Here is a 26,338-nt window from a genome sequence, read left to right as displayed (position 1 = left end):
CATGAGAAAAGTACGGAGATACATAATGGCGATGCTGACATGTGCTATCACAATGGCGATGCTGACGGCATGTTCTACTCAGAAGAACACGTCGTCGAGCAGATGGTGGCATGCGTTCAACGCCCGGTATAACACCTACTTCAATGGCAGCGAAGCATTTATCGAGGGGTCGCAGGAAAAAGAAAGCCAACACAAAGACAACTTCACCGAGCAGTTGCCTTTATACGCAGCAGGAACGAAGAGCGGCCGGGACATTGGCAAAGACAAATTTGACAGAGCGATAGAAAAGGCCGAGAAAGCCATAAAGCGACATAGCATAAAACGACGCCCACAATGGACAAAGAAACGGCGAAAGACCGAACGCGACATTGAATGGCTGTCGAGAAGAGAATACAACCCATTCATCTGGAAAGCATGGTTGCTACTCGGAAAATCACAGTTTCAGAAAGGAGAGTTTGAGGAAGCAGCAGCCACCTTCTCATATATATCAAGGCTTTATGCCACACAGCCTGCCATAAACGGAATAGCAAGGGCATGGCTGGTGAAGAGCTATAGCGAGATGGGCTGGATATACGAGGCAGAGGACGTGATAGTGAAGATGAAACGCGACACGATGCACTACAGAGCCATAGCTGACTGGGACTATGCCTACTGCGATTTCTACCTCCACAACGGAAAACGCAAAGAGGCCATCACCTACCTGAAAAAGGTGATAAGGCATGAGAGAAGGAAAAAGCTGAAGGCAAGGCAATGGTATATCATGGGACAACTGCTGGCCGAAGAGGGAGACAAGCAAGGAGCTTATAAAGCGTTCAGAAAGGTGGTGGCACTGAACCCACCATACGAGTTGGCCTTTAACGCACGAATAGCACAAACTGAGGTGATGGCCTCCGGAGGGTCGAAAAAGATGATTGGCAAACTGAGACGAATGGCAGCCTCAGACAACAACAAAGACTACCTTGAACAAGTGTATTACGCCATAGGAAACATCCACCTGATGAAAGGCGACACGCTGAAGGCCATAAGCGCATACGAGGAGGGAAACCGCAAGGCGACAAGAAACGGTATAGAAAAAGGTGTGTTGCTGCTGAAGCTCGGCAACCTTTATTGGCAACGGCAGCAATATCCGGATGCCGGGCGATGCTATGGTGAAGCCATCGGACTCCTTGACAAAGACCGTAAAGACTACGCGGAGATGGACGAAAGGTCGAAAGTGCTTGACTTGCTCGTCCCACACGTAAACACCATACACCTACAAGACTCGCTACAATATCTTGCAACTGCACCTGAAGACGTTCGCAATGCCGCCATAGACAGGCAGATAGAGCTGCTGAAGAAGAAGGAGAAAGAGGAACGGGACGCCCAGATGGAACAAGAGGCAGAACAAAAACAGCGAGAGAACGCACAGGGCAACGCCAACAACAACCGCAACGACAGGACTAACACCACCCAACAAAACACGCCTGGAGGCAAGGCCGGCGTATGGTATTTTTATAACCCACTGACAGTAAGCCAAGGCAAGGCTACTTTTGAGAGGATGTGGGGAAAACGAGATAATGTGGACAACTGGCAACGTATAAACCAGACTGTGGTGCAACTTAACGACGACTTCGCGCATAACAACGAAGAGGAACAGACAGGCACTGACACTGACGACACCACAACAGAAACCACAAAAGACGATGGGCCGACGACAAAGAGTAACGACCCTCATACACGCGAGTACTACCTGGCACAGATCCCCATGACAACAGAACAAAAAGAAGCCTCAGACAGGCTGATTGCCGAGGCACTGATAGAGGGAGGAATAATACTAAAAGACAAGATGGACAAGACAGAGGAATGCTGCAAATACCTCGAACGCCTACTCAATAGCTGGCCCGACTACGAACGCAATGACGAGACTTGCTACCATCTCTTCCTCGCATATTCACGACAGGGACGACACACCGACGCGCAGCGCATGGTTAAACGGTTGCAGGAAAGGCATTCTGAAAGCCAATACACACGTCTCCTGACAAATCCATATTACCTGGAAGACGCAAGATGGGGCGAGCATATCGAAGACTCAATATACGCAGCTACGTATGAGGCGTTTAAAAAAGGCATGAACGACGTGGTAAAGGCTAACACAAGGATATCGGACGAGAGATTCGAACAAGGAAACAACCGTCCGAGATTCCTCTTTATCGACGCGCTGACCCTGCTAAGCGAAGGAGACACAAAAGGATGTATAAGCCGAATGACCGAAGTGGTGGAAAAGCACCCCACTGCGGAGATAGCCGAGATGGCCGGCATGATAATAAAAGGAGTGAGACAAGGCAGAAAACTCCAAGGAGGCGGGCATTTCATTGGCGACATCTGGAACAGACGCATGACGGAAAACATGGCTGACACCATTAACGCCGACACACTCATGGTGGAACAAGACGCCAACCACGTGGTGATTATGGCATTCCCGTCAGACTCCATCGACTCCAACCAGATGCTGTATGAACTGGCGAAATACAACTTCACGAACTTCCTCGTGAGGAACTTTGAGATAGCTGTGGCCGAAAACGAAGGCCTATCGAGCATGACCGTCAGCGGGTTTACAAGCTACGACGAGGCACTGCAATATAGGCAACAGCTGACAAGACAGTTTGACGCACTGAAGAAAGAGAACAAGAACATAAGACTGTTTATTGTCAGCGAACAAAACCTACAGCTGCTCGGAACGACATTCAGTTATGCCGAATACGACGAATGGTTTGACACTCACTTTGCGCCTCTCGCGCCCGTGGAACAACCACTGCTCAACGAGCCTACGGAAGTAGTGAGGAAAGAGGTAGAGACAGAAGACGACGACGGCGATAACGAACAAGAAGAGGAGGAAGAAGAGAACGACGACAACATGTTTGACTTTGATGAAGATTTCTACAGATGAAAAATGGACTGCTGCTTTGGGCTGACGACGAGATAGAACATCTCAAAGCCCACGTCATATTCCTGCAAAAGAAAGGATACGATATAGTCACCGTAAGCAACGGAAGAGACGCCATCAGCGAGTGTGAACGACGCTCGTTTGACCTGGTGCTTCTCGACGAAATGATGCCAGGACTCTCTGGCCTGGAGACCCTGCAACGCATCAAAGAGATACAACCCTCTGTGCCCGTAGTAATGGTAACAAAGAGCGAAGAGGAAGACATCATGAACCAGGCTGTAGGTAAGAATATTGCCGACTACCTGATAAAACCTGTCAACCCCAACCAGATTCTGCTGTCGCTAAAGAAGAACATACACCATAAGGAGCTAGTGGCAGAAGTGACACAGATGGACTACCAGCAGAGCTTCCAGCAGATAGGCATGCAGATAGATGAATGTCGCTCTTGGCAGGACTGGACTGAGGTATATAAGAAACTCGTCCACTGGGAACTTGAACTGTCACAACTGTCGGCTCATGACTCACCGCTATTGGACATTCTTAACATGCAAAAGGAAGAAGCGAACAACGGCTTTGCACGTTTCATCAAAAACAACTATCTGGAATGGATGGACGAGATAGCCAAGCCCGGACAGCACAGCAGCGGACGTCCCCTGATGAGCCATGAGGTGATGAAGACGGCTGTCTTCCCCACTCTCGACGCGGGAGAGAAAGTATTTCTCATCGTCTTCGACAATTTCAGATACGACCAGTGGAGAATGATGTCTAAAGAGATAGGCGACATGTTTGACATAGACGACCAGTTGTATTTCAGCATCTTGCCTACCGCGACACAGTATGCCCGTAACGCCATCTTCAGCGGACTTATGCCAGACCGCATATCACAGATGTTTCCCGACCTGTGGGTTGATGAAGATGAAGACGAAGGGAAGAACCTCAACGAGGAACCACTCATCAGGACACAATTAGATCGCTTCAGGCGTAAGGACACGTTCACCTACACAAAAGTCAACGACTCGGCTGCAGCAGAGAAGATGATACAGAAGTTTAACGAGATGAAAAAGCGCGATCTCAATGTGGTGGTTTTCAACTTCATCGACATGCTTAGCCACGCAAGGACAGAGTCGAAGATGGTACGCGAGCTTGCCAATGACGAGAAGGCCTACAGGAATATCACCATGAGCTGGTTTAAGCACTCTGTGGTATATGACTTCTTCAAGCTCCTCGCCTCAAGCGACTTTAGTGTGGTGGTGACCACCGACCATGGCAGCATCCGTGTGACACGACCGGTGAAGATAGTAGGAGAACGCAATACCAACACCAACCTCCGATACAAGTTGGGACGAAACCTTGGTTATAATTCACGCGACCTCTTTGTGGTAAAAGATCCACAACGCATCCACTTACCACAGCCCAATGTGAGCACGAGCTACGTCTTTGCACAGGGAGACGAATTTTTTGCCTACCCCAACAACTACAGCTACTACGTGCAATACTATAAAGACACCTTCCAACATGGAGGCATATCCATGGAAGAGATAATTATCCCATTAGTGAAACTTAAACCCAGAAAGGTATGGAAATAAGAATAGACAAACTGGAAAACATCCGTGAGGCTGCGAAACAATTTGTGGCAGCCATTGACCAAAGCACCGTATTTGCCTTCTATGGCAAGATGGGAGCAGGAAAGACAACATTCATCAAGGCGATATGCGAGGAACTCGGCGTGAATGACGTAATCACCTCGCCCACGTTCGCCATAGTCAACGAATACCGTTCAGACACGACCGACGAACTCATCTATCACTTTGACTTTTATCGCATAAAGAAGATTGATGAGGTATATGACATGGGCTACGAAGACTACTTCTACAGTGGTGCATTATGTTTTATAGAATGGCCAGAACTGATAGAAGACGTCTTGCCGGGAGATGCGGTAAAGGTAACCATAGAAGAAACGGAAGACGGAGGAAGGACAGTGAAATATTAGCAATAAGGCGGATGATGAACATCCGCCTTATTATGTTTAATGAGACCAAGTTTAGAGAAGAGCCTTGAACTTCTCTTCAATCTTTGCCTTATTAGCAGCGCCGACCATCTTGTCAACAACCTGTCCGCCCTTGAAGAAAAGGATGGTAGGGATGTTGCGGATGCCAAACTCTCCGGCTATGTCGTCACACTCCTCGACATCACACTTGCCGACATTGATTTTGCCATCATATTCTGTGGCCAGTTCCTCGATGATTGGAGCGATCATTCGGCATGGTCCACACCATGTAGCCCAAAAGTCAACCACCAAAGGTAATTCACCATTCTTCAACTCTTCGAAATTGCTTGTTGTGATTTTTGTTTCCATTTCTTTACTGTTTAATGTTTGATATTATAAGTGATTTAATTAATTTTATATTCCAATCCATCTTGTTGTTCGATATACTGTAGAAGACGACTGCGAATGTCGATTGAGACAGAACGGCTCTTGAGCAACACATGGTTCTTGCCTTGAGAGTCACGCAACTGGAAGAACAGCTGGGTCTTGCCAGGATTCTCGTTGATTATCTCGTTAAGCTCCTCCACCACCTGAGCATCAAGTTTGTCGGTGTTAACAGATATCGTTATCTTTGTCAGTGTACTGTCCTTAACTGTCTGGAGATACTTGACGTCAGTGACCTTAAGATCGTAGAGTGCACTGTCGCGGAAGCGTTGCTTCAATTCGGCATTGATATACACTGTAGAGCCAATCTGGAACATTCCCGCCCATTTGCCCCAGTCTTCACCGAAAAGGGCAAGAACCCCACTACCGTCAAAATCCTCAATGGTGACAAAGCCGCAAGGTTTTCCCGTCTTAGTGTATTTCTGGCGTATGGCGGTGACGATGCCTCCTATCACCACCTGTTCCCTACCCTGCAAGCGCGACACATCCTCCATCTCCTGACAGGATGTGTTGCAGAGGTTGTCGAGTATCACCTTATATTCGTCAAGCGGATGGGCAGAGAGATAGATACCCACGAGATCACGTTCTTTATTAAGGCGTTCGATGTCACTCCACGGTTCTCCCTTGATTATTGCCGGTGTAGATATCTCTACTGCATTATCATCACCGAAGAGGGAGTACTTCTGCTGCATCATCTCCGTCTGATAGAGCTGACCATAACGCACCAGTTGGTCGATAAACATCTCTCCCTTGGCATTCTTCGCGAAATAATCTTCACGACGCAGTTCGGTGAAACAGTCAAAGCCACCGCTAAGCACAAGAGACTCAATACACTTTCGATTGCAGCTGGAGAGGCTCACACGCTGGATGAAGTCAAAGACAGTCTTGTAGGGGCCGTTGCTCTCACGCTCCATGATGATAGCCTCAGCAGCAGCACCTCCCACACCTTTTATGGCACTGATGCCGAAACGTATCTCACCCTTTTTGTTTGCGCTGAACTTCTGACGACTCTCGTTGACGTCGGGTCCCAATGTAGGGATATTCATGGCACGGCACTCGTCCATGAGTTTGGTGATCTCGGTGATGTTGTCAAGGTTTCGACTCATCACGGCAGCCATATATTCGGCGGGATAGTGAGCTTTGAGATATGCCGTCTGATATGAAACCCACGAATAGCATGTGGCATGACTCTTATTGAAGGCATAGGAAGCGAATTTTTCCCAGTCTCCCCAGATTTTCTCCAGCACCTTCGGATCGTGTCCGTTCTTCTTTCCACCCTCAATGAACTTAGGTTTCATGGCATCGACGATAGCTTTTTTCTTCTTTCCCATCGCCTTACGCAGGGCATCGCTCTCACCGCGTGTGAAGTCGGCAAGCTGACGGGAGAGAAGCATCACTTGCTCTTGATATACGGTAATGCCATAAGTGTCCTTCAGGTATTTCTCCATACAAGGGATGTCATACTTTATCTCCTCCCTTCCGTTCTTACGGGCAATGAACGAAGGGATATAGTCCATAGGGCCTGGGCGATAGAGGGCGTTCATTGCTATGAGGTCCTCGAAGACAGAGGGATGCAGTTCACGCAAGTATTTTTGCATTCCAGGAGACTCAAACTGGAACGTGCCTATGGTGCGTCCGTCGCAATAGAGCTGGTATGTGAGTTCGTCGTCGATGGGTATGGTATCGAGATCGATGGTCTCACCGGTAGTGACGCGAATATTCTCCACTGCCTCCTTCATGATAGAGAGCGTCTTCAGACCAAGGAAGTCCATTTTGATAAGACCAGTGGATTCTATCACATGGCCGTCATACTGGGTACAGCGTAACTTATGTCCGGGGTCGTTCTTGTCCTCAGCCACTGAGACAGGCACCCAATCGCTGATCTTGTCGCGGCAAATAATGAATCCACAGGCATGTATGCCCGTGCCTCGCACTGTTCCCTCAAGCATCTTCGCATACTCCATGGTGTTATGTAGCTTTGGGTCAGGACTTGCCTCAGCCTCACGTAGCTCCGGGATACACTTTATGGCATTGCCAAGATTCATCTTCAAGCCATCGGGCAACTTGTCAGGAATAAGTTTGCAAAGCCAGTTTGCCTTTTCAAGAGGAAGTTTTTCCACACGTGCCACATCCTTGATAGAGTTCTTTGTTGCCATGGTGCCATAGGTGATGATATGAGCACAGTTCTCATGACCATACTTGTCTTCTACCCATTCCAACACACGTCCTCGTCCGTCGTCGTCGAAGTCGGTATCGATATCGGGGAGGGAGATACGGTCAGGATTAAGGAAACGCTCAAACAGCAGGTCGTATTTTATTGGGTCTATCTTTGTGATACCCAAGCAATAAGCCACCACAGAGCCGGCAGCCGAGCCACGCCCCGGACCTACCATCACTCCCAGTTCGTCGCGTGCAGAGTTGATGAAATCCTGCACTATGAGGAAGTAGCCTGGAAAACCCATGGTCTTCATGATATGCAGCTCGAAGCGTATGCGGTCATCCACCTCTTTAGTAAGTGGCATGGGATATAGCTTTGCTGCACCTTCGTATGCCAACTTACAGAGATAGTCGGCCTCGAATTTTATTCGGTACAGTTTGTCGTAACCTCCCAATTTCTGGATTTTCTTTTCTCCTTCATCGCGTGGCAACTGGTTTTGGCCATTCTCGTCAGACGTAAACTCATTAAACAAGTCTTCTTCAGAGAATTTCTGACGCCATTGTTCCTCTGTGCCGAATTCCTCTGGAATGGGGAAGAACGGCATGATGGGTGGATTCTCAATATCGTAGAACTCCACCTTGTCGAGTATCTCGATGGTGTTGGACAACGCCTCAGGTATATCAGCAAACACCTCGTTCATCTCTTCGCGCGTCTTGAACCACTCCTGTTTAGAATAGAGCATGCGCGTGGGGTCGTCAAGGTCCTTACCAGTGGAAAGACAGAGCAGATGGTCATGTGCCTCGGCATTCTCCTGATCAACAAAATGAGCGTCGTTAGAGCATACGACCTTGATGCCATATTCCTTAGCAAGTTCAACGAGCACCTTATTTGCCTCTTGCTGCAGGGGGAAGGTCTCTCTGTTGGCGCGGATAGTGGGGTCTTTTACCTCGTGTCGCTGTAGTTCGAGATAGTAATCGTCGCCGAAGACCCTCTTATGCCACTCTATGGCTTCGCGTGCTCCTTCGATATCACCTTTTAATATTTTCTTTGGCACCTCTCCTGCTATACAAGCCGAGCACACGATAAGGTCCTCGTGGTATTTCTCCAATTCGAAACGGTCTGTACGTGGTCGGCCATAGAAGCCATCAACCCAGGCATTAGACACAAGCTTGATAAGATTCTTATATCCATTATAGTTCTTGGCAAGCACAATGAGATGATAACCACTCCGGTCACCATTATCCTTGTTCTTGTCTTCCTTTCGATGACGTGCCACATACATCTCGCATCCAAAAATAGGTTTAAACGGCTCAAGGCCCTCCTTCTTCCTGCCTCCATTGATTTTGTTGCAGTAGTCGAAGAACTCCTTAATGCCGAACATGTCTCCATGATCGGTCACCGCCATACCCTTCATGCCGTTGCCAACAGCCTTGTCAACGAGTTTTGAAATACTCGACTGACCATCGAGTATTGAATAGTATGTATGAACGTGAAGATGAATAAAATCCTGCATTTTTTGTGTCTTTTGTCGTTTTCGAGGTTCAAAGTTACGGTAAATATGCGAAATAACCAAAAGAAATTGGGAAAAGTTTGCTATTTCTCAAAAAAAAGCAGTAACTTTGCACAGCAAATAAACAATCAAGCGTTACCCCATGGGACAAAGAATAAGAAAACTGAAAAAACAAAGAATACACAGAGAAGGCACCGGGACACTTACATACAGTATGACAGCCATCGTTGTAATAGCACTTTTGCTGCATTGGTTAGACCCGTCGCATATTGCCTTTTGGTCATTTGTTGCCGTTGCCGGCACGGTGTGGGCTATAGTGCTAAACTTCTATCGTTGCCCAATACGAGAATTCAAGGAAGATACCGAACGTGTGGTGGTAGCTCCTGCCGACGGCAAGATAGTGGTGATAGAGGAAGTGGATGAGAACAGGTACTTCCATGATCGCCGCCTAATGATTTCCATATTCATGAGTCTTGTCAACGTCCATGCCAACTGGTTCCCCGTTGACGGGAAAGTGAAATTCGTGAAACATTTCAACGGCAACTTCCACAAAGCCTGGCTGCCCAAGGCAAGCGAAGAGAACGAGCATGCCGATGTGATGATCACCACACCTGAGGGCGAGGATATCCTTTGCCGTCAGATTGCCGGTGCCATGGCCCGCCGTATCGTCACCTATGCCAAGGAAGGAGAGGAATGTTACATAGACGAGCATCTTGGATTTATCAAGCTCGGCTCGCGTGTCGATGTATATCTCCCTATTGGTTCTGAGGTTTGCGTGAAGATGGGTCAAGCCACTACTGGCGACCTCACCGTGATAGCCAAACTGAAAAAACATGGTTGTTGACCGCATATATAAATAAGGTATTATGGCTAATATCATCACTAAGCATATACCCAACACCCTGACGTCGTGCAACCTTATCTCAGGCTGTATCGCCGTATATTTCGCCTTTGCCGGGTGTTATGAAGAGGCGTTATTATTCATTGTCATCGGCGCAGTCTTTGACTTCTTCGACGGTATGAGTGCCCGACTGCTGAACGTGTCATCGCCGATAGGTAAGGAGTTAGACTCATTGGCAGACGATGTCACGTTTGGAGTGGCACCATCAGCTATGATATTCACCGTGTTGTATATTCACGACTATCCTTCTTGGCTTGAGCCATACAGGGAAATAATACCTTTTCTGGCTTTTGTCTTAGCGGCATTCTCAGCCATAAGACTGGCGAAATTCAATCTTGACGAACGTCAGACCACCTCATTTATCGGAGTGCCAACACCGGCAAACGCATTATTTTGGGGCGCACTGATTGCAGGTAGGGAAGATCTTCTCAATTCATCTCCATGGATGGTGGTTATGATAATAGGAATGGTTTTTTTATGCAGCTATCTGCTTATTGCCGAGTTCCCGTTATTTGCATTGAAGTTCAAACATTGGGGATGGAAAGGCAACGAGGTGAAATATGTGTTTCTCATCACCTCCATACCCATCCTTGTCCTTATGGGCATTGCTGGAATATCCGTGGTTATCATGTGGTATGTGTTCTTGGCTTTTATCTCAAACCAGTTTAAACTAATTTAACATCTGACATTATGCTTAAAGGTCTGCTTATATTCGTAGTCATCATATTGGTTGTTGTCAGCGTCATTGTGCTGTTGGCCATAAATGTCATATTAAGATTTATGAAGCGTATGAGGAAAATGGCAAACGGCGAGTTGACGGAAGAAGAATATCGACAGAATACCACACAACGCCGCAATAACCAGTACGAATATCGTGGAGGTCAGCGCAATCGTCAGAAGCCAAGCGGTTCGTCGTTTACCCAACAGACAACGACATCGGAAGACGGTCGTGTGATAATAGACAACCGTCGTCCTACGGAACGTAACCGAAAGATTATTTCCGAGGACGAAGGTGAATACGTAGAATTTACTGAAGAGTAAACGTCAGTTATGTACTAATGTGCCAATAGGCTCACCATCCATAACCTTCTTTAGATTGCCTACTATGTCCATGTTGAAGACATAGATGGGGAGATTGTTTTCCTTACACATCGTGGTGGCTGTGAGGTCCATCACCTTCAGTCCACGTGTATATATCTCATCATATGTGATATCAGTAAACTTTGTGGCTGTCGGGTCTTTCTCCGGGTCGGCGGAATAGATGCCATCGACACGTGTTCCCTTCAGCATCACGTCAGCCTCAATCTCTATTCCACGCAACGACGAACCAGTGTCTGTAGTGAAATAAGGACTTCCGGTACCAGCAGAGAAAATGCACACATATCCAGCTTCCATTGCCTCAATAGCCTTCCACTTGGTATAGAACTCGCCTATAGGTTCCATGCGTATGGCTGTGAGCACCTTTGTCTTCACACCGAGAGCACCGAGAGCAGAACTGAGGGCGAGAGAGTTTATTACTGTGGCACACATACCCATTTGGTCGCCTTTGACGCGGTCAAAGCCTTTCTGCGAGCCGCTGAGTCCACGGAAGATATTTCCGCCACCAATAACGATACCAATCTCTACGCCCATCTCACTGACCTCCTTTATCTGTCGAGCATAGTCAGCAAGACGTTCTGGGTCGATGCCAAAATTCTGTTTGCCCATGAGGCTCTCGCCACTGAGCTTAAGAAGGATTCTTTTATACTTTGCCATATTATTATATCTTGAATTTTACTTCCTTAAATTCATATTCAGACAGTGTTCCATCATGCCGTTGGAGCACTAAATGACCATTATCAAGCACATCCTGCCATGCTGCTTCAAACTCTCCTTGTGAGTCTTTGTAAGGCCAAAAGCCCTCACGTCTGTACAAGCAGTGTTTATAGAAGTCGGAGATTTGATCATATAGTCCCTCATCTATCTTGGCGAAATAAGTCTCAAGACGCTTTATTATCATGTTGAATACCTCTTCCCTATCTACCTCATGTTCCAAAATATTTGCCAAGGAGACAGGATTGGGAGCGTCAGAGACGAAGTCAAGCTGATTAACGTTGACACCAATACCCAAGATGCAATATCCTATTTCCATACCATGGATAGAGCATTGCGACAGCGTACCGCTAATCTTTTTGTCGTGCCAATAGATGTCATTGGGCCACTTTATGGTTATGCCATCAACAAAGGCAGCGAGCACATCGCGTACAGCAAGAGCGCCAGCCTGGAGCAGAACAAACTGCCGTGAGGCAGGTAGATGGAGAGGCCAGCTCTTGGCACTGAACGTTAGGTTCTTGCCTGTCTGGCTCTCCCATGTATTTACGCCCTGACCCCGTCCTGCCGTCTGATATTCAGCTCTTGCTACGGTCATCCTTTTCCCTTCCTCTCCCTGATAGGAGCACAGGAAGTTGTTTGTCGAGTCAACCTCGTCCAAGGAGATAATCAGCGTGTGGTCTGTCATAAGTGCTATTTGTGACGGTTAGCGCGCTGCTCGCGGTATTTAGCCTTCTGCTTTGCCGAACCGCTTCCGTGTGCACCGGTGATATATTTCTTTTTCTTTGCCTTTGTCTTTATCTTTCCGGCATTGGGGTCACCCTTTGGTGCGCTTTTAAAAACGAGCCCTCCACCAGCGATAATATCATCTATATCCGCCATAAAATCGACTTTTATTATTACGTTATTCCTATCAATGGTGGAACAGTCTCACGCCGGTGAATGCCATAGCTATGCCATACTTGTCGCATGTCTCGATGACATTGTCGTCACGAACGGAACCACCCGCCTGAACGATAAACTCCACTCCACTCTTATGGGCACGCTCGATATTGTCGCCGAACGGGAAGAAAGCGTCACTGCCAAGGGCCACACGAGTATTTTTGGCTATCCATTCTTTCTTCTCTTCCATGGTAAGTACCTCGGGACGCTCTTTGAAGAACATCTGCCATGTGCCATCGCGAAGCACGTCGTCGTGGTCTTCTGATATATACACGTCGATGGTGTTGTCGCGGTCGGCACGTCTGATATTATCTACGAAAGGCAGGTTCATCACCTTCGGATGCTGGCGCAGCCACCAGATGTCGGCTTTGTTGCCTGCCAGACGAGTACAGTGAATACGGCTCTGCTGTCCTGCACCAATACCGATGGCTTGTCCGTCCTTGACATAGCATACAGAGTTGCTTTGTGTATATTTCAATGTGATGAGAGCGATGATAAGGTCGCGACGTGCCTCATCTGTAAATGTCTTGTTCTGGGTAGGGATATTCTCAAACAGAGCAGGATCGTCGAGTTTCACCTCATTACGTCCCTGTTCGAACGTGATGCCAAAGACCTGTTTACGTTCGATAGGCTGTGGCACATAGTCTGGATCGATCTTTATGACGTTATATGTGCCCTTACGTTTCTCCTTGAGTATCTGCAAAGCCTCAGGCGTATAGTCTGGTGCTATCACACCATCGCTAACCTCGCGCTTTATGAGGAGAGCCGTAGCCTCGTCGCAAGTATCGCTAAGAGCAACGAAGTCGCCATAAGAGCTCATGCGGTCAGCTCCACGGGCACGAGCGTAAGCGCATGCTACAGGCGTCAGCTCTACTTTAAGGTCATCGACGAAATAGATTTTCTTCAAAGTGTCGTCTAATGGCAAGCCAACAGCAGCGCCAGCAGGCGAGACGTGCTTGAATGAAGCGGCTGCGGCCAGTCCTGTGGCTGCCTTTAGTTCTTTCACGAGTTGCCAACTGTTGAAGGCGTCGAGGAAATTGATGTATCCTGGGCGTCCATTAAGTACCTCTATGGGCAGTTCACCTTCTTCCATAAAGATACGAGAAGGTTTCTGATTCGGATTGCATCCGTACTTCAATGCTAATTCTTTCATATTGTCTAAATGTTATTGTCCACTATTTTGGGTACAAAGTTACACATTTTTTTGCAATCCGCAATCATACTGCACCATTTATTTTGCCTTATCCTTTATATAGTCGCGTGGAGAGATGCCAAAAACAGCCTTAAATGCTGTTGAGAAAGAGCTGGTATTGTTAAATCCCACGGCATACATCACGTCGTTGATATTCTGATGTCCGGCATCAAAAAGCCGGGCGGCCTGATTGATACGGATATTTCTGATGAAGCTGAGCGGCGACTGATTGGTGAGTGTCTTCATCTTCCTGTAGAAATGTACACGACTAAGTCCCACCTCACGTGCAATAAACTCGACATTAAGGTCGGGGTTACTCATATTGTTGTTGACCACTTTCATCACCCTCTCCATGAGTTTGTCGTCAGCGGTCTTCAATTCCACATTCTCCACCTTAGCCTCTTGAGTCTCATTACCCTTCAGTTTGTTTCTCAGTTTGCTTTGCGATGCTATCAGATTCAATATCGTACGTTTGAGGATGTCGATATTGAATGGTTTTGCCATATAGACATCGGCACCAGTCTCAAGTCCCTGCAGTTTTTCCTCATCGCTCGACATTGCTGTTAGCAATATGACTGGTATGGTATTAGTACGAATATTACACTTCAGTTTAGCGCACAATGTGTTTCCATCCATGATGGGCATCATTATGTCGCTCACCACCACGTCGGGCAGCTCCTTCAATATACCGACAAGTGCTTCCTGTCCGTTTCCATAAGTGGTGACTTTAAAGCTCGCGGACAACTCGCGGACAAGATAGTTTTGTATCTCTATGTCGTCCTCTACTACCACGACAGTCGGTTTGCATCCATGGGTTGTGGGCAGTTGCTCTTCGACCTCGATAGTCTCCGGGTTTTGGTAGGTTTCCTCCAAGAGGTTTACGATAGCGTCCTCTTTGTCTTCCGTATCCATCTCTTGTTGCATTTCCTCCTCGCTCAGGTGTTGCGAGCCCAGTGGTATGGTGATGGTGAATGTAGCGCCCCCACCCTTCTCGTTGTTGGCGGCTTTTATGTCACCATGGTGAAGGAGGACGAGCGAATTGGCCAGGTCGAGTCCGATGCCAGTACCCAGATGGCGGTTGTTTCCGCTGATAGGTCCTTGATAGAAGCGTTCGAAGATCTTTCCCAACATTTCTTTTGGTATTCCCTCGCCCGTGTCAATCACCTTCATTGTCATATTCTTATCGTCGTGTGTCAGATTGACGGTAATAGAACCACCTGCAGGCGTGTATTTAAAAGCGTTAGAGAGGAGGTTTACCACAACTTTGTCGAAGTTTGACCGGTCAATCCACAACATCAGTTTGTCAATGTCGTGATTAAACACGAATTTTATGTCCTTTGTTTTTGCCTGATATTCAAACATATTACAGATGTCCTTGACGAAGCTGACAAACTCCGTCTCCCTCATCCTCATCTTCATCATGCCCTTCTCTATCTTTCTCAAGTCCATCATTTGATTGATGAGATTCAAGATACGTTCGGCATTACGCTTAATGGTAGTATATACCGCCACTCGCTGCGGGTCATGGTCGGTGTTGAGCAACGACACAAGAGGTGTGACGATGAGAGTCATTGGTGTGCGTATCTCATGGCTGATATTCATGAAGAACTTTATCTTCGCCTCGTTGAGTTCCTCTGCATGTTTGTGTTCTTGCATCATAAGACGTTCGCGTTCGTCACGCTTGCGATATTTGAAATAAAAATAGACAAGACCAACAAAGATGATGAAATAGAACAGATAGGCTATCCTTGTCATATACCACGGAGCGTGGATAGAAATGACAAATTCCTTAATTTCCGACTCTTGTCCGTTCTTTAATGCTTTCACCTTGAAGCGGTATGTAGCTGGCGGGATATGGCTAAAGTTGATTTCATTCTGTCCTGGCTTAAGATAATTCCATTCCTCGCCGTTTATTGAATAGGCGTATGAAATGTGCTCAGGCGCGTCGTATGTCAGAGTGGAGAGCTGGATTGAGAACGTGTTATCTGACGAAGCGAGGTCGAAATGATTGCTCATCATCACTGGTTCGTCAGTGATAGTATAGAATCCGGACTCCTCTCCTGCGGAGATATCGTTTCCATTGACAATAAGGTTGGTGATTTGTACGGTGGCATTCCACTTGCGTGCATCCACGGCTGCCGTGTTGAACCAAGTGATGCCCCCCACTCCACCGAAGAGTAGCGATCCGTCGGGACCCACAGAGGCAGCTCCGTCACTGAACTCATTGCTTTGCAGACCATCGTCAACATAATAACAGCTTCCCACCTGTCCAGACTTTGTGTCTATCTTGCACAGTCCGTGATTAGTAGCCACCCACAACCATTTTCCCTTGTCCCTAATGATGGAGGCGATGCCATTATCAGGCAGTCCCTTGGTCTCGTCGAAGACCACGGTCTTCCTTGTGCGCATGTCATAACCGTACAATCCGTTGTCGGTGCCATACCAAATCATATCGTTATCATCCTGCATCACAGTCCTGACGTAGATGCCATATTGCAGCACATTCACTCCAAAGGTATTCACCCATGAGTTGTTCTTTATGTCGTAGCAACATAAACCCATTGTAGTGGCAAGAATAACTTTGTTCTTGTCGTTTGACATTGAAATGCTGGAAATATACCCATTGGTAAGCGCATTTAACTTTCGATTACGCCCACACTCAGGATTGGCTATGAATTGCCTTATCTCTCCCGTCTCCTTGTTATATCTTATAAGTCCATTTCCCATGGTGGCTAACCAAAGGTTTCCCTTGTAGTCATCCTCAACACCAAATACATGAAGACGGTCAAAGTCACCGACTTTTACGCTATGGAACACATAGTTCTCATCTACATATCCCAAACCGCTCATATACGAGCCTAACCATACCCTTCCCTGCTCGTCTTGACGGATGCTAAGAACGGTAAGTGGCTCTTCAAAATGACATAATTGTTTATGTTCGTTGTCAAGCACATAGAGTCCGTCGCGGTCGGTTCCTATCCAGGAATTACCTTTCTTATCAATAAATGCACTTACCACGCAACAGTCGCCGATAGGATTCCTGTTGCCAAGCTTATATCCTGCATAATGGAATCCCGTAAACGCCTCTGACTGCATAAACACACCCTTTTGGAGCAATCCCACCCACAGATTGCCTGCTCGGTCTTCAACAAAAGAGCATGCTTTACAATGGCGCATATCCACCTGATAGCTATAATATGGATGATACTGCATGGAAAGGGTATATGGGTCGAGGATAGCTATTCCTTCTCCATCAAAGCCAACCATGATTTTTCCGTCTCTGCGCAGATAGAGAGCACCCACATGCCTTCCTTCTGTACCTTTTACCTGGTCGAAATCCAATGAAGGCACCTTTTGCGCATATATACCCTGATCGTATGTTGAGATGAATATCCTGCCATTACTATCCTCGCATATATCTGCAAATATCAAGTTATTGTTATTTTTGTAAAGATGTTGTAAGATCTTATTATTCTTGATGACCAGCACTTCATTTGTCTCCGTGAGCATCCATATACGTTTCTGCGAATCCTCAAACATCTTTTTCACGCCCAAAATACTCTTGGTAGGTTCATAAGACGTTGCGGTATTAATATCCTTGACCTTGAAGACGCCATTGCCTGAAGTGCCGATAAGTATGGTTCCGTCATGCAGTTCGAGAATACTCTTTACGAATGAAATAACCTTCTCACCATTGTTGTCATATAGACTCACATCATGGAAGCTGTCGTTATAATAAGTCTGGATTCCACGGTTATTACCGACGAAAAGTGTCTTTTCCTTACTCTGTAGAACGACATTGATATAATTTGACTTCATCCCATCACAGCCAGGAAGTCCGATTTTGAAGACCTTAAAATTATATCCGTCGTAACGGTTCAAACCGTTTCGAGTGGAAACCCATATAAAGCCATCGTGGTCTTGGTAAACATGACCGACGAAACAACTTGACAGGCCATTGTCTGTGTTAAACAAACGTCCAGTCTGCGCTCCCGCTGTTAGACACAGAAGAAGCAGGGATAGCAATATTTCATATTTTCTCTCCATTAGGTTCAAAACTTTAAGACAATGTTAGTTAATTACTCGCAAAGGTACAAAAAAAAATAATTACCAAACAAATAAATACACATAAATTAACATAAAAAAAAAGACAAGAAGAGAAAGGGATGGGAAAAAGAATGGGAGTATCGATAAAAACCGATACTCCCATGAATATAATGTTAATAATTTATCGTTATGATACTATTGAAAAGAACCTTGGCGATTAGATACCCAATACCTGCTTAGCTACAGCATTCTCAGGATCAATCTGAATAAGCTTCTCAGCACATTCCTTAGCCTTTGCCATATCGTCAGCTATGCGGGCATAGTAAGAGATGAGGTAGAGATAGCTTTCCTTAAGGCGGCTCTTGTCAGCATTGTTAAGCTCTGTGCGTGAGCTATAGAGCTCGATGAGCTTCTCATAGTGTGGCTTTGCGAGTGCATCTTTCTGCTCGTTGTCCATGGCGTTGTTGACACGGGCGCGCCAGAAAGTAGCATATTCTATTGCGTCTGGATACTTCTCAGCCAACTTTCCATAGAGCTCGTCAGCCTTCTTGAGCGAAGCGATCATATCTGCACCTGTCTCCTTGCTGGCCTTGTAGTAGTAGAGCTGTGGCAGACCAGCGTGGTCGGTAGCTGTAGGTGTAGAATAGGCTGCAAGATAATCGTTGTAGTACTTGATAGCCTCGTCATACTTCTCCTGTGAGCTGAGTGCGTCAGAGAGAGTCTTTATCACACCGGCCTTCTTATCTTTTGAGTCAAACTCCTGGTCGAGAGCCTTCTTAAACATATCAATAGCCTCTTCATACTTCTTTGCGCCATTGAGTGCGTTTCCGTAGTATGTATAGTCGAAATAAGAGAATTTTGCGCTATCTGACTTGTTGAAGAGAGCATCAGCATAGAGAAGAGCCTGGTCATAATTCTTCAAGTCGGTGCTGTTGAAGAAAGCGAGACGGTTGAAAGCGGCGTCACGAGGCTTCTTCTTAAGACCTTCCTGAGCTACAGAGAGGCTCTCAGCATTCTTCTGCTTGAAATAAAGAGCCATAGCATAGTCGGTGATGTCTCGTTCTTCCATCTTTGCAATGTCGGCCTTCTTGTATGCTGCGATAGCCTTGTCGAAATCGTTAGACATATAGTAGATACGTCCAGCGAGAGCGTCAACAGCTACATCAGGGCGCTTTGCGCGGAGTTCCTCGAGCTTCATGACGGCAGCTGTCGGACTAACCTTACGGTAAACGTTTGCATACTTGTAGTATGCTTCAGGGTTCTGTGGATCGAAATAGATAGCCTGCTGGTAGTGCTGTGCGGCAGCACCTCCGTCGTCAGACAAAGCCGAGATATCGCCGAGGAGCAACCATGCAGAAGCACACTTGTTCTTGGCAGCCTTATTGGCCTGTTCTGCATAAATGCGTGCGTTAGCCGTATCTTTCACTTCGTAGAAAGCACGTCCGATACCCACGAGAACGTCAGCATTCTTCTTATTCTTCTTAGCTACTACCTTTACCTGAGCCTGTACGTCACCTGACTTGCTCTTGATAACCTTTGTTATGGATTCAACGATGGTCTTTGTGTCCTCCTGAGCCATAACTGGAACGCTGAGTCCTAACATCAGCGCGCCTGCGAATAAATATTTCATCTGTTTCATAATCAATTTAATTTTATAATTAATATTTTCTCGTATGACGATTCAATGACTTAAAAGTTTAACGCACGGAACCTATTGGCTTACATTAACCTCCCTGACATTCAGTTGTCCATATGCTGGAAGGAGTCCTGCACGGAGGAAAATACGCTGGCCGTTAGGCGACTGTAGGAATGCAGCGAAACCCGATGGCAGTCCCATTCGGGGGTCGTTTAGTAATGCGTATATCGTGCGCACCAAAGGATAGTTTCCGTTGTATATATAATATTGGTATGGTTTCCAACTGTTCTGCACTGTAGCAGAATCGAGGCGGCTAACCGATACCACGCGAATATTCTTGTTGAAGGTAACGTTAGTGGTGTCGCGCTTGTCGTTAAGCCAATTTGAGCCGATGACACCGAGAGCACCCTTGTGAGATGATACATAATTTATCACGTCCTCGCTTCTTTTCACAGCAGTAACAAGAGGCGAAGAGATAAGTTTTCCTTTCAGTATGGAATCTACACAGAAGCGCACTGTACTTGACTGTGCATTGTCAAATACCACGTCAAAATCTCCTAATTTTGATTTAGGATAAACCTCATTCCATTTCTTCACCTCTCCGGAGAGAATACGTTTAATATCTTTTACAGAGATGCAGGAGTCAGGATTCTCATTGTTGACAATGAGAGCAAGTCCGTCGTAAGCCAGAGGGATGGCCCTGGGAAGAAATCTACGGTCTTTAAGGTTTTTCGTTTCTTGTGGTGTGAAGTTACGTGTTGTTATGGCGAGCCACACCTTCTCGTCCATCAACATCTTGACACCCTCTACTTCGTTAGTGTAAACAGGCTTGAGATGCGCCTCCTTATACATGAGTTCGAATATTTCCTTTTGTTCGTCTATTATAGGACAGAAACTACTGTCGCAAACGAACGAAACGGTTCCTTTAGAATAGGTGTCTGTTCTACCATTTTTAGGTTTGTTGTTGCCACACGACAACAACAAACCTGAAATGAGAGTCAGTCCAACCAATATGTTGAATCTGTTAAGCGTCATATACTTTAATTAAAGTTATTACTGCAATCTGAAGGTTACTGGAAGTGTGAACTTCACACGCACTGGACCACCATTCTGCATACCAGGGTTCCAGTGAGGCATGCTCTTCGTCACACGTACGGCCTCCTTATCGAGAGAAGGATCGACAGACTTGGCAACCCTAACGTCGGTGATTGAACCGTCGCGCTCAACGACGAATGTCACGATGACACGACCTTGGATACCATTCTCCTCAGCAACAACCGGGTAGCGGATGTTCTTTGAGAGGAACTCGAAGAGAGCTGCCTGTCCACCAGGGAACGATGGCATCTGCTCAACGACTTCGAAGATCTTGGTCTCCTCTTCCTTCGGTGGTTCGGGCTGTGCGATTACTTCCTTAGCCTTAAGCACTTCACCTCCGGCTTCGTCATTACCTTTCACGTCGAACGAACCGATAGCAGTATTGGTCTTGTTAAGGTCTTCCTGAGACTTGAGCTCCTCTTCTGGCTTTACCTCGTCGTCCTTTTTGATGACTGGAGGAGTAAACTTCACAGAGCTCTTAACCTTTTCAACGACCTTCTGTTCTTCAACTTTCACCGGTGCCTTCTTTTCGACCTTTGCCTCTTTCTTTTCGGCAAGTTTCATAAGCTCGACATCGGTATCCATAGCAACCTTTTTGGGGAAAGCGTTTTCGATAGCTACCTTTGCCCAAACACCCACCATGATCGCGATAATCGTGGCGAAGACGATGAGCATAGACTTAAGGTTACGTTTACCAGTGTCCTTACGGAGGACATAGGCGCCGTATTCCTTATTTCTGCCTTCGAATACAAGATCGACCCAATTATTATCAATAAGATCTACTTTTGACATTGTTCTTTCTTTTTTAAAATGTTAATTACTTAACTCCCTTCAAAGCCAGAAGCTTTTGGTCGTTTTCGTTAATTTTGTCGATCACATACTTACCGATGCAGCAGATCTGCATTTCGTCAAGTGCGTCAACCATGTTCTTATAAGAAGCAGTGTCAAGAGGCTTGATAATGATAGTCAAGGTAGGAACTTTCTCGTTGTCAAGATTACCGTTCTTAATCTCAGCCAATGCCTTCTGATATTGCTCGTCGGTCATCTTCGAGTTAGAGAGCTTCTTCTTGTCGAGTTCGTTCTTAGCTACCATAATCTTCGCTACTGGAGAGATACCTTCCTCGGTAACGTGCTCTTTGAGCACCTTGCGAATGCCGTTGTTGCCCCATGTGGTTTCCTTAAGGCAAGTAGCGTCTTCGTAGTTAGGAAGTCCATCAATATGATAAATCTTGTCATTGCCTGCAAGAATGATGGTGATGGTGTGAGAAGCCTTTGTAGCAGACTTGTCTTCATCCTGCACATTCTTGTCGTTGCTTGGCATCGTCAGCTGCATGGCCTGAGGCTTGCTCAAGGTTGTACACAGCATGAAGAACGTGATAAGAAGCATCATCATGTCCACCATAGGCGTGAAGTCCACGCGGGTGTTCATTTTCTTTTGCTTGCTCGCTTTTTTCTTTGCCATGTTTATTCCTCCGACGATGTTTTAAGATTCGTAATCAGCTGGTAACGGTTCTGGTTCATGTCCTGAAGCTCAGACATCACGGCCTTGACCACCTTGTAAGGAGTCTTGGCGTCGCACTTGATGGCGAGCTTTATGTCAGGATTTGCATCAACCGCGGCCTGTACCCACTCTTGAAATTCACTCTTGCCACCATCGATACTATCGGTGGGGACACCCATTTTCTGGATCACCTGTGCCATCTGGTCTGGCTCGAGATTAAGATATTCAGGCATCTTAGCGACTGGAACGCCAACCATAGATTCCTCTTTGAATTTCTTTATCTGAGCCGCGTTCAGCGAGACGCCGAACTTGTCAGTGACAGTCTGCATGATGCTCTGCATGTCGTTTTTGTTATCAGTGCCGACGAAGATTTTTCCTTCTGGGCTGACAAGAATGGTAAGTACATTCTTCTCAGGCACCTTGACTTCCGACACTGAACTTGGCGTAGTGACCTGCACTGGTTCTGGCTGCAAAAATGTTGATGTCAACATGAAGAAGCACAGAAGCAGGGTCATCACGTCTGACATAGGAGTCATGTCAATCCAGACGTCTTTTTTCTGTATTTTTATTTTACCCATTATTATAACTAATTAAAAGGTAAAACAATTAAGCTTCCTCGTGGTTAACGTCGTATGTTGCAGCAATTGTATAACCAACCTCGTCGAGAGCGTATGTGAGCTTGTCGATCTTGTTTGTGAAGAAGTTGTAGATAACCACAGCGAACCATGATGTCAAAATACCAGAAGCTGTGTTAACGAGGGCCTCAGAGATACCGGCAGACAGAGCCATAGAGTCAGCGCCACCACCAGCAGACAGAGCCTGGAATGAACGGATCATACCGAGCACAGTACCGAACAGAGCGGTAAGAGTACCGAGAGTAACGATGGTAGCTACGATAGGGAGGTTCATCTGGAGAGTTGGCATCTCAAGCTGAGTAGCTTCCTCGTGAGCCTGCTGGATCTTAGCGATCTTCTGAGCCTTCTTCAGTGTGGTGTTGTTCTCAGCGTCCTTGTAAGCGTTGATAGAAGCGAGCACTACGTTAGCTACAGAGCCCTGCATCTTGTTGCAAAGAGCGACAGCCTCGTCAAAGTTACGAGCTTTGATGAGTTCCTTAACCTGTGTTGTGAACTTGCCGAGGCTCATCTTACCGAATGCGCTTCTAAGAGCGAAGAAGCGCTCTACACCGAGGCAGATAACAGAGAGGAGGAGAGTCAAGATAAGACCTACAACGAAACCTCCCTTATACACAGTACCCATGAGGTTTACAGGGTGGCCTGTTGGGTCGTTTCCTGCGAAGTTCTCAGGTGCGCCGAGTACTTGGAAATAGAATGTGTAAGCTACGATACCGCAAATAACGAGGATCCAGATAGCGTTCTTAACTCCTTTAAAGCCCGATGATTTCTTTGCTGGGGCTGCAGCATTTTTGTTTGTTCCCATAATTGATAATTTTAAATTTTTTGTTATTTATGAATAATATTAATATTAGTGTTTTTGGCGTCACTTTTTGCTGTTTGCCTATATTGAATCTTCATTCAAGGGACAAAGTTAACAAAATAGACAGAAAAACCGAAACGATTAACAGGTTTTAACACCAACTTTTTTTAAAATTAATATTGTCTGGTGTCTTCTTACCTATATTTTACTTCAATTCTGCCAACGCGTCCTTTATTCTTCTTATTGCCTCGCGTATATTTTCGTCGCTTGTGGCGTAGCTCATGCGGAAGCACTCTGGGTCGCCGAAAGCGTCGCCTCCGACGGTAGCCACGTGTCCTTTCTCGAGGAGGTAAAGTGCGAGGTCAGACGAGTTGTTTATCACCGTATCTCCATTGCTCTTGCCGTAGAAGCTGCTGCACTTGGGGAAGAGGTAGAATGCGCCTTCTGGCACGTTGACTTCCAGGCCGGGAATGTCTTTGGCGAGTTGGACGATGAGGTTGCGGCGGCGTTCGAAGGCCTGTCGCATCTGCTCTACGCACTCTTGCGACTGTGTGTATGCGAATTCGGCTGCCTTCTGGCTTACTGAGCATGGGCCGCTGGTGTATTGTCCCTGCAGTTTGTTGCATCCCTTCACGATCCACTCTGGTGCGGCGATATATCCTATGCGCCATCCGGTCATGGCGTATGCTTTCGACACTCCGTTGACGATGATCGAGCGTTCTTTCATTCCCTCGAACTGTGCTATACTCTCGTGTTTTCCGATGTAGTTGATATGTTCGTATATCTCGTCGGCAAGTACGAAGAGGTCGTCGTGTCTCTTTATCACGTCGGCAAGTCCCTTGAGTTCTTCCTTTGAATAGACGCTGCCTGTAGGGTTGCTTGGCGAGCAGAGAATGATGAGACGTGTCTTTGGTGTGATGGCTGCCTCGAGCTGTTCGGGTGTCATCTTGAAGTTTTGGTCGAAGCCAGCCTCAACGATCACCGGTGTTCCGCCTGCGAGTTTCGCCATCTGCGGGTATGACACCCAGTAGGGTGCGGGTATTATGACCTCGTCGCCAGGGTTGACAAGTGCCATGATGGTGTTGCAGACACTCTGTTTTGCGCCGTTTGACACGAGCACCTCGTTGACACTGTAGTCGAGGTTGTTCTCGTTTTTCAGTTTAGCGACAATAGCTTTCCTGAGGTCGGGGTATCCTGGTACGGGAGAATATCTTGAATAATTCTCGTCGATAGCCTTCTTTGCCGCCTCCTTGATATGGTCTGGCGTATTGAAGTCTGGTTCGCCCACGCTCATGTTGATAACGTCAATGCCTTGAGCTTTCATTTCGCTGCTTTTCTGCGACATGGCAAGTGTTGCTGAAGGTGCCAGTCGTTGCAGTCGGTCGGATAATTGTGCCATAGTATTTTTGCTTGATATCGTTATTTATGTGCAAAAGTAATCATTTTATTTGTGAAAACGAAGAATTTGCACGTTTTTTTTGCATTTCTGCGTTATTTTTTTGTTTCTGTGCGTTTTTTATCTATAAGTGGAGAGTATGACCCATTCTGTCTTTCTTTGTTTTGAGATATTTGTAGTCATACTCGTTTGGTTTGACTTCGATGGGAACGTTCTCTACTATTTCGAGTCCGTAGGCCTCCAGTCCCACTCTTTTTGTGGGATTGTTTGTGAGCAGGCGCATTTTGTGTATGCCGAGATGTCTTAGCATCTGTGCTCCGCATCCGTAGTCTCGCTCGTCGGGTTTGAAGCCGAGATGTATGTTTGCCTCCACGGTGTCGAGACCCTCTTCTTGCAGTTTGTATGCGGCTATCTTGTTCATCAGGCCGATGCCTCTTCCTTCTTGTTGCATGTAGATGATCACTCCCTTGCCTTCCTTGTCGATCATCTCCATGGCCTTATGGAGCTGTTCGCCGCAGTCGCAGCGCATGCTTCCGAGTATGTCTCCTGTGGCGCACGAGGAGTGTACTCTCACCAGCACTGGCTCGTCTTCTTTCCACTCGCCCTTTATCAGAGCCATGTGTTCCTGTCCTGTCGAGGTCTGGCGGAAAGGCACGAGTCTGAAGTGTCCGTAGCGTGTGGGCATGTCGGCCTCGTTGCCCACTTCTATGAGCGACTCTTTCTTGAGTCTGTAGGATATGAGGTCTTTGATGGTGATGATGTGCAGTTTGTGGACTTCGGCGAAGGCCATGAGGTCTGTCATGCGTGCCATGGTGCCGTCGTCGTTCATTATCTCCATGAGTGCCGCTGCAGGATAGAGTCCTGTTAGTTTGCATAGATCGACGGCCGCCTCTGTATGTCCCGACCTGCGCAGCACTCCCATGTCTTGTGCGTAGAGCGGGTTGATGTGTCCTGGGCGTCCGAAGGTCTCCGGTCTGGATGCTGGGTCGGCGAGGGCTTTGATGGTGGCGGCTCTGTCGTGAGCCGACACTCCTGTTGTGCATCCTTCAAGTTTGTCGATGGTCACGGTGAACGGAGTGCCGAGCATCGACGTGTTGTCTGCCACCTGGTGTGGCAGGTCGAGCTCTTCACTTCTCTTTATGGTGATGGGTGCGCAGAGCACGCCTCTTGCGTATTTCAGCATGAAGTTGACCTTCTCGGGCGTTATCTTCTCTGCCGCGATAATGAGGTCACCTTCGTTTTCACGGTCTTCGTCATCGACTACTATCACGAATTTGCCTTCACGGAAGTCGTCGAGAGCTTCCTCGATGGTGCTTATCTTGAATTCAGACATATCTTTATATATATAATAAGGTGTAAATGT

General features: G+C 46.8%; 21 protein-coding genes and 1 pseudogene. 6 read left to right on the top strand and 16 right to left on the bottom strand.

The window, feature by feature from the left end:
- Position 1: 1 nt before the first annotated feature.
- From CIK99_RS04115 to tsaE, 3 genes are read left to right on the top strand one after another with little or no spacing between them, the layout of a single operon-like run.
- Entirely contained in the window at positions 2-2,926 is a 2,925-nt protein-coding gene (locus CIK99_RS04115) for a tetratricopeptide repeat protein (RefSeq protein WP_158215894.1), read from the top strand.
- On the top strand, positions 2,923-4,509 hold the full coding sequence (locus CIK99_RS04110) for a bifunctional response regulator/alkaline phosphatase family protein (protein ID WP_094380062.1): 1,587 nt from the start codon (positions 2,923-2,925) through the stop codon (positions 4,507-4,509). The genes CIK99_RS04115 and CIK99_RS04110 overlap by 4 nt, the downstream gene beginning before the upstream one ends.
- Complete coding sequence (tsaE, locus tag CIK99_RS04105) at positions 4,500-4,913, top strand: tRNA (adenosine(37)-N6)-threonylcarbamoyltransferase complex ATPase subunit type 1 TsaE (protein WP_094380060.1); 414 nt, start codon at positions 4,500-4,502, stop codon at positions 4,911-4,913. Before CIK99_RS04110 ends, tsaE begins: the two co-directional genes overlap by 10 nt.
- 51 nt (positions 4,914-4,964) lie before the next feature.
- Here tsaE and trxA read toward each other — a convergent pair whose 3' ends face one another.
- Both trxA and dnaE read right to left on the bottom strand, forming a co-directional pair.
- Entirely contained in the window at positions 4,965-5,279 is a 315-nt protein-coding gene (gene trxA / locus CIK99_RS04100; protein ID WP_094380058.1) for a thioredoxin, read from the bottom strand.
- A 35-nt stretch (positions 5,280-5,314) separates the two neighbouring features.
- Positions 5,315-9,025: a DNA polymerase III subunit alpha gene (gene dnaE / locus CIK99_RS04095; protein WP_094380056.1), complete on the bottom strand. Its 3,711-nt coding sequence runs from the start codon at positions 9,023-9,025 to the stop codon at positions 5,315-5,317.
- Between the two features lie 139 nt (positions 9,026-9,164).
- Here dnaE and CIK99_RS04090 point away from each other — a divergent pair, with 139 nt between their 5' ends.
- From CIK99_RS04090 to CIK99_RS04080, 3 genes are read left to right on the top strand one after another with little or no spacing between them, the layout of a single operon-like run.
- Positions 9,165-9,866 (top strand): phosphatidylserine decarboxylase family protein, encoded by a 702-nt coding sequence (locus CIK99_RS04090; protein ID WP_094380054.1) that lies wholly within the window; start codon positions 9,165-9,167, stop codon positions 9,864-9,866.
- Between the two features lie 34 nt (positions 9,867-9,900).
- Entirely contained in the window at positions 9,901-10,602 is a 702-nt protein-coding gene (gene pssA, locus CIK99_RS04085; RefSeq protein WP_173805301.1) for a CDP-diacylglycerol--serine O-phosphatidyltransferase, read from the top strand.
- An 11-nt stretch (positions 10,603-10,613) separates the two neighbouring features.
- Positions 10,614-10,964 carry a DUF4834 family protein gene (locus CIK99_RS04080; protein ID WP_094380050.1) on the top strand — a complete coding sequence of 117 codons (351 nt, stop codon included), beginning with the start codon at positions 10,614-10,616 and terminating at the stop codon, positions 10,962-10,964.
- 3 nt (positions 10,965-10,967) lie between these two features.
- Here the strand turns inward: CIK99_RS04080 and pyrH are convergent, their stop codons facing one another.
- From pyrH to CIK99_RS04015, 14 genes and pseudogenes are all read right to left on the bottom strand, one after another.
- On the bottom strand, positions 10,968-11,678 hold the full coding sequence (pyrH, locus tag CIK99_RS04075) for a UMP kinase (RefSeq protein ID WP_094380048.1): 711 nt from the start codon (positions 11,676-11,678) through the stop codon (positions 10,968-10,970).
- 4 nt (positions 11,679-11,682) lie between these two features.
- A complete protein-coding gene (locus CIK99_RS04070; protein ID WP_094380046.1) occupies positions 11,683-12,420 on the bottom strand; it encodes a biotin--[acetyl-CoA-carboxylase] ligase in 738 nt (245 codons plus the stop codon).
- Between the two features lie 5 nt (positions 12,421-12,425).
- Positions 12,426-12,614: a hypothetical protein gene (locus tag CIK99_RS04065; RefSeq protein ID WP_094380044.1), complete on the bottom strand. Its 189-nt coding sequence runs from the start codon at positions 12,612-12,614 to the stop codon at positions 12,426-12,428.
- A 31-nt stretch (positions 12,615-12,645) separates the two neighbouring features.
- Positions 12,646-13,827, bottom strand: a complete 1,182-nt coding sequence (locus tag CIK99_RS04060; protein WP_094380042.1) for a phosphoribosylaminoimidazolecarboxamide formyltransferase — start codon at positions 13,825-13,827, stop codon at positions 12,646-12,648.
- A gap of 78 nt (positions 13,828-13,905) precedes the next feature.
- Positions 13,906-17,685: an ATP-binding protein gene (locus CIK99_RS04055; RefSeq protein WP_254047717.1), complete on the bottom strand. Its 3,780-nt coding sequence runs from the start codon at positions 17,683-17,685 to the stop codon at positions 13,906-13,908.
- A gap of 75 nt (positions 17,686-17,760) precedes the next feature.
- Positions 17,761-17,913 (bottom strand): annotated as a pseudogene (locus tag CIK99_RS16000) (hypothetical protein); the annotation flags it as partial.
- 217 nt (positions 17,914-18,130) lie between these two features.
- On the bottom strand, positions 18,131-19,543 hold the full coding sequence (locus tag CIK99_RS04050; RefSeq protein ID WP_254047716.1) for a lipopolysaccharide assembly protein LapB: 1,413 nt from the start codon (positions 19,541-19,543) through the stop codon (positions 18,131-18,133).
- A gap of 81 nt (positions 19,544-19,624) precedes the next feature.
- Positions 19,625-20,584: a PstS family phosphate ABC transporter substrate-binding protein gene (locus CIK99_RS04045; protein ID WP_094380036.1), complete on the bottom strand. Its 960-nt coding sequence runs from the start codon at positions 20,582-20,584 to the stop codon at positions 19,625-19,627.
- Positions 20,585-20,602: 18 nt separating this feature from the next.
- Complete coding sequence (locus tag CIK99_RS04040; protein ID WP_094380034.1) at positions 20,603-21,436, bottom strand: energy transducer TonB; 834 nt, start codon at positions 21,434-21,436, stop codon at positions 20,603-20,605.
- 25 nt (positions 21,437-21,461) lie between these two features.
- Positions 21,462-22,106, bottom strand: a complete 645-nt coding sequence (locus CIK99_RS04035) for a biopolymer transporter ExbD (RefSeq protein WP_094380031.1) — start codon at positions 22,104-22,106, stop codon at positions 21,462-21,464.
- 2 nt (positions 22,107-22,108) lie between these two features.
- Positions 22,109-22,723, bottom strand: coding sequence for a biopolymer transporter ExbD (locus CIK99_RS04030; RefSeq protein WP_094380029.1), 615 nt, complete (start codon positions 22,721-22,723; stop codon positions 22,109-22,111).
- A gap of 28 nt (positions 22,724-22,751) precedes the next feature.
- A complete protein-coding gene (locus CIK99_RS04025) occupies positions 22,752-23,582 on the bottom strand; it encodes a MotA/TolQ/ExbB proton channel family protein (RefSeq protein WP_094380027.1) in 831 nt (276 codons plus the stop codon).
- Between the two features lie 202 nt (positions 23,583-23,784).
- Positions 23,785-24,978 carry a pyridoxal phosphate-dependent aminotransferase gene (locus CIK99_RS04020; RefSeq protein ID WP_094380026.1) on the bottom strand — a complete coding sequence of 398 codons (1,194 nt, stop codon included), beginning with the start codon at positions 24,976-24,978 and terminating at the stop codon, positions 23,785-23,787.
- A gap of 121 nt (positions 24,979-25,099) precedes the next feature.
- Entirely contained in the window at positions 25,100-26,308 is a 1,209-nt protein-coding gene (locus tag CIK99_RS04015) for a bifunctional 3,4-dihydroxy-2-butanone-4-phosphate synthase/GTP cyclohydrolase II (RefSeq protein WP_094380024.1), read from the bottom strand.
- Between the last annotated feature and the right edge of the window lie 30 nt (positions 26,309-26,338).

Source organism: Prevotella sp. P5-92, from assembly GCF_002251245.1.
Lineage (GTDB): Bacteria > Bacteroidota > Bacteroidia > Bacteroidales > Bacteroidaceae > Prevotella.
This window is presented reverse-complemented; position numbering and strand designations above follow the sequence as displayed.

Excerpts from the sequence above, each read along its gene's own strand:
- CIK99_RS04040 (WP_094380034.1), bottom strand. The coding sequence starts at position 21,436 with ATGTCAAAAGTAGATCTTATTGATAATAATTGGGTCGATCTTGTATTC.
- CIK99_RS04050 (WP_254047716.1), bottom strand. The coding sequence starts at position 19,543 with ATGAAATATTTATTCGCAGGCGCGCTGATGTTAGGACTCAGCGTTCCA.
- CIK99_RS04090 (WP_094380054.1), top strand. The coding sequence starts at position 9,165 with ATGGGACAAAGAATAAGAAAACTGAAAAAACAAAGAATACACAGAGAA.
- CIK99_RS04035 (WP_094380031.1), bottom strand. The coding sequence starts at position 22,106 with ATGGCAAAGAAAAAAGCGAGCAAGCAAAAGAAAATGAACACCCGCGTG.
- CIK99_RS04030 (WP_094380029.1), bottom strand. The coding sequence starts at position 22,723 with ATGGGTAAAATAAAAATACAGAAAAAAGACGTCTGGATTGACATGACT.
- CIK99_RS04110 (WP_094380062.1), top strand. The coding sequence starts at position 2,923 with ATGAAAAATGGACTGCTGCTTTGGGCTGACGACGAGATAGAACATCTC.
- CIK99_RS04065 (WP_094380044.1), bottom strand. The coding sequence starts at position 12,614 with ATGGCGGATATAGATGATATTATCGCTGGTGGAGGGCTCGTTTTTAAA.
- CIK99_RS04070 (WP_094380046.1), bottom strand. The coding sequence starts at position 12,420 with ATGACAGACCACACGCTGATTATCTCCTTGGACGAGGTTGACTCGACA.
- dnaE (WP_094380056.1), bottom strand. The coding sequence starts at position 9,025 with ATGCAGGATTTTATTCATCTTCACGTTCATACATACTATTCAATACTC.
- CIK99_RS04025 (WP_094380027.1), bottom strand. The coding sequence starts at position 23,582 with ATGGGAACAAACAAAAATGCTGCAGCCCCAGCAAAGAAATCATCGGGC.
- CIK99_RS04080 (WP_094380050.1), top strand. The coding sequence starts at position 10,614 with ATGCTTAAAGGTCTGCTTATATTCGTAGTCATCATATTGGTTGTTGTC.
- CIK99_RS04055 (WP_254047717.1), bottom strand. The coding sequence starts at position 17,685 with ATGAAGTCAAATTATATCAATGTCGTTCTACAGAGTAAGGAAAAGACA.
- CIK99_RS04015 (WP_094380024.1), bottom strand. The coding sequence starts at position 26,308 with ATGTCTGAATTCAAGATAAGCACCATCGAGGAAGCTCTCGACGACTTC.
- CIK99_RS04020 (WP_094380026.1), bottom strand. The coding sequence starts at position 24,978 with ATGGCACAATTATCCGACCGACTGCAACGACTGGCACCTTCAGCAACA.
- pyrH (WP_094380048.1), bottom strand. The coding sequence starts at position 11,678 with ATGGCAAAGTATAAAAGAATCCTTCTTAAGCTCAGTGGCGAGAGCCTC.
- tsaE (WP_094380060.1), top strand. The coding sequence starts at position 4,500 with ATGGAAATAAGAATAGACAAACTGGAAAACATCCGTGAGGCTGCGAAA.
- CIK99_RS04060 (WP_094380042.1), bottom strand. The coding sequence starts at position 13,827 with ATGAAAGAATTAGCATTGAAGTACGGATGCAATCCGAATCAGAAACCT.
- CIK99_RS04045 (WP_094380036.1), bottom strand. The coding sequence starts at position 20,584 with ATGACGCTTAACAGATTCAACATATTGGTTGGACTGACTCTCATTTCA.
- CIK99_RS04115 (WP_158215894.1), top strand. The coding sequence starts at position 2 with ATGAGAAAAGTACGGAGATACATAATGGCGATGCTGACATGTGCTATC.
- trxA (WP_094380058.1), bottom strand. The coding sequence starts at position 5,279 with ATGGAAACAAAAATCACAACAAGCAATTTCGAAGAGTTGAAGAATGGT.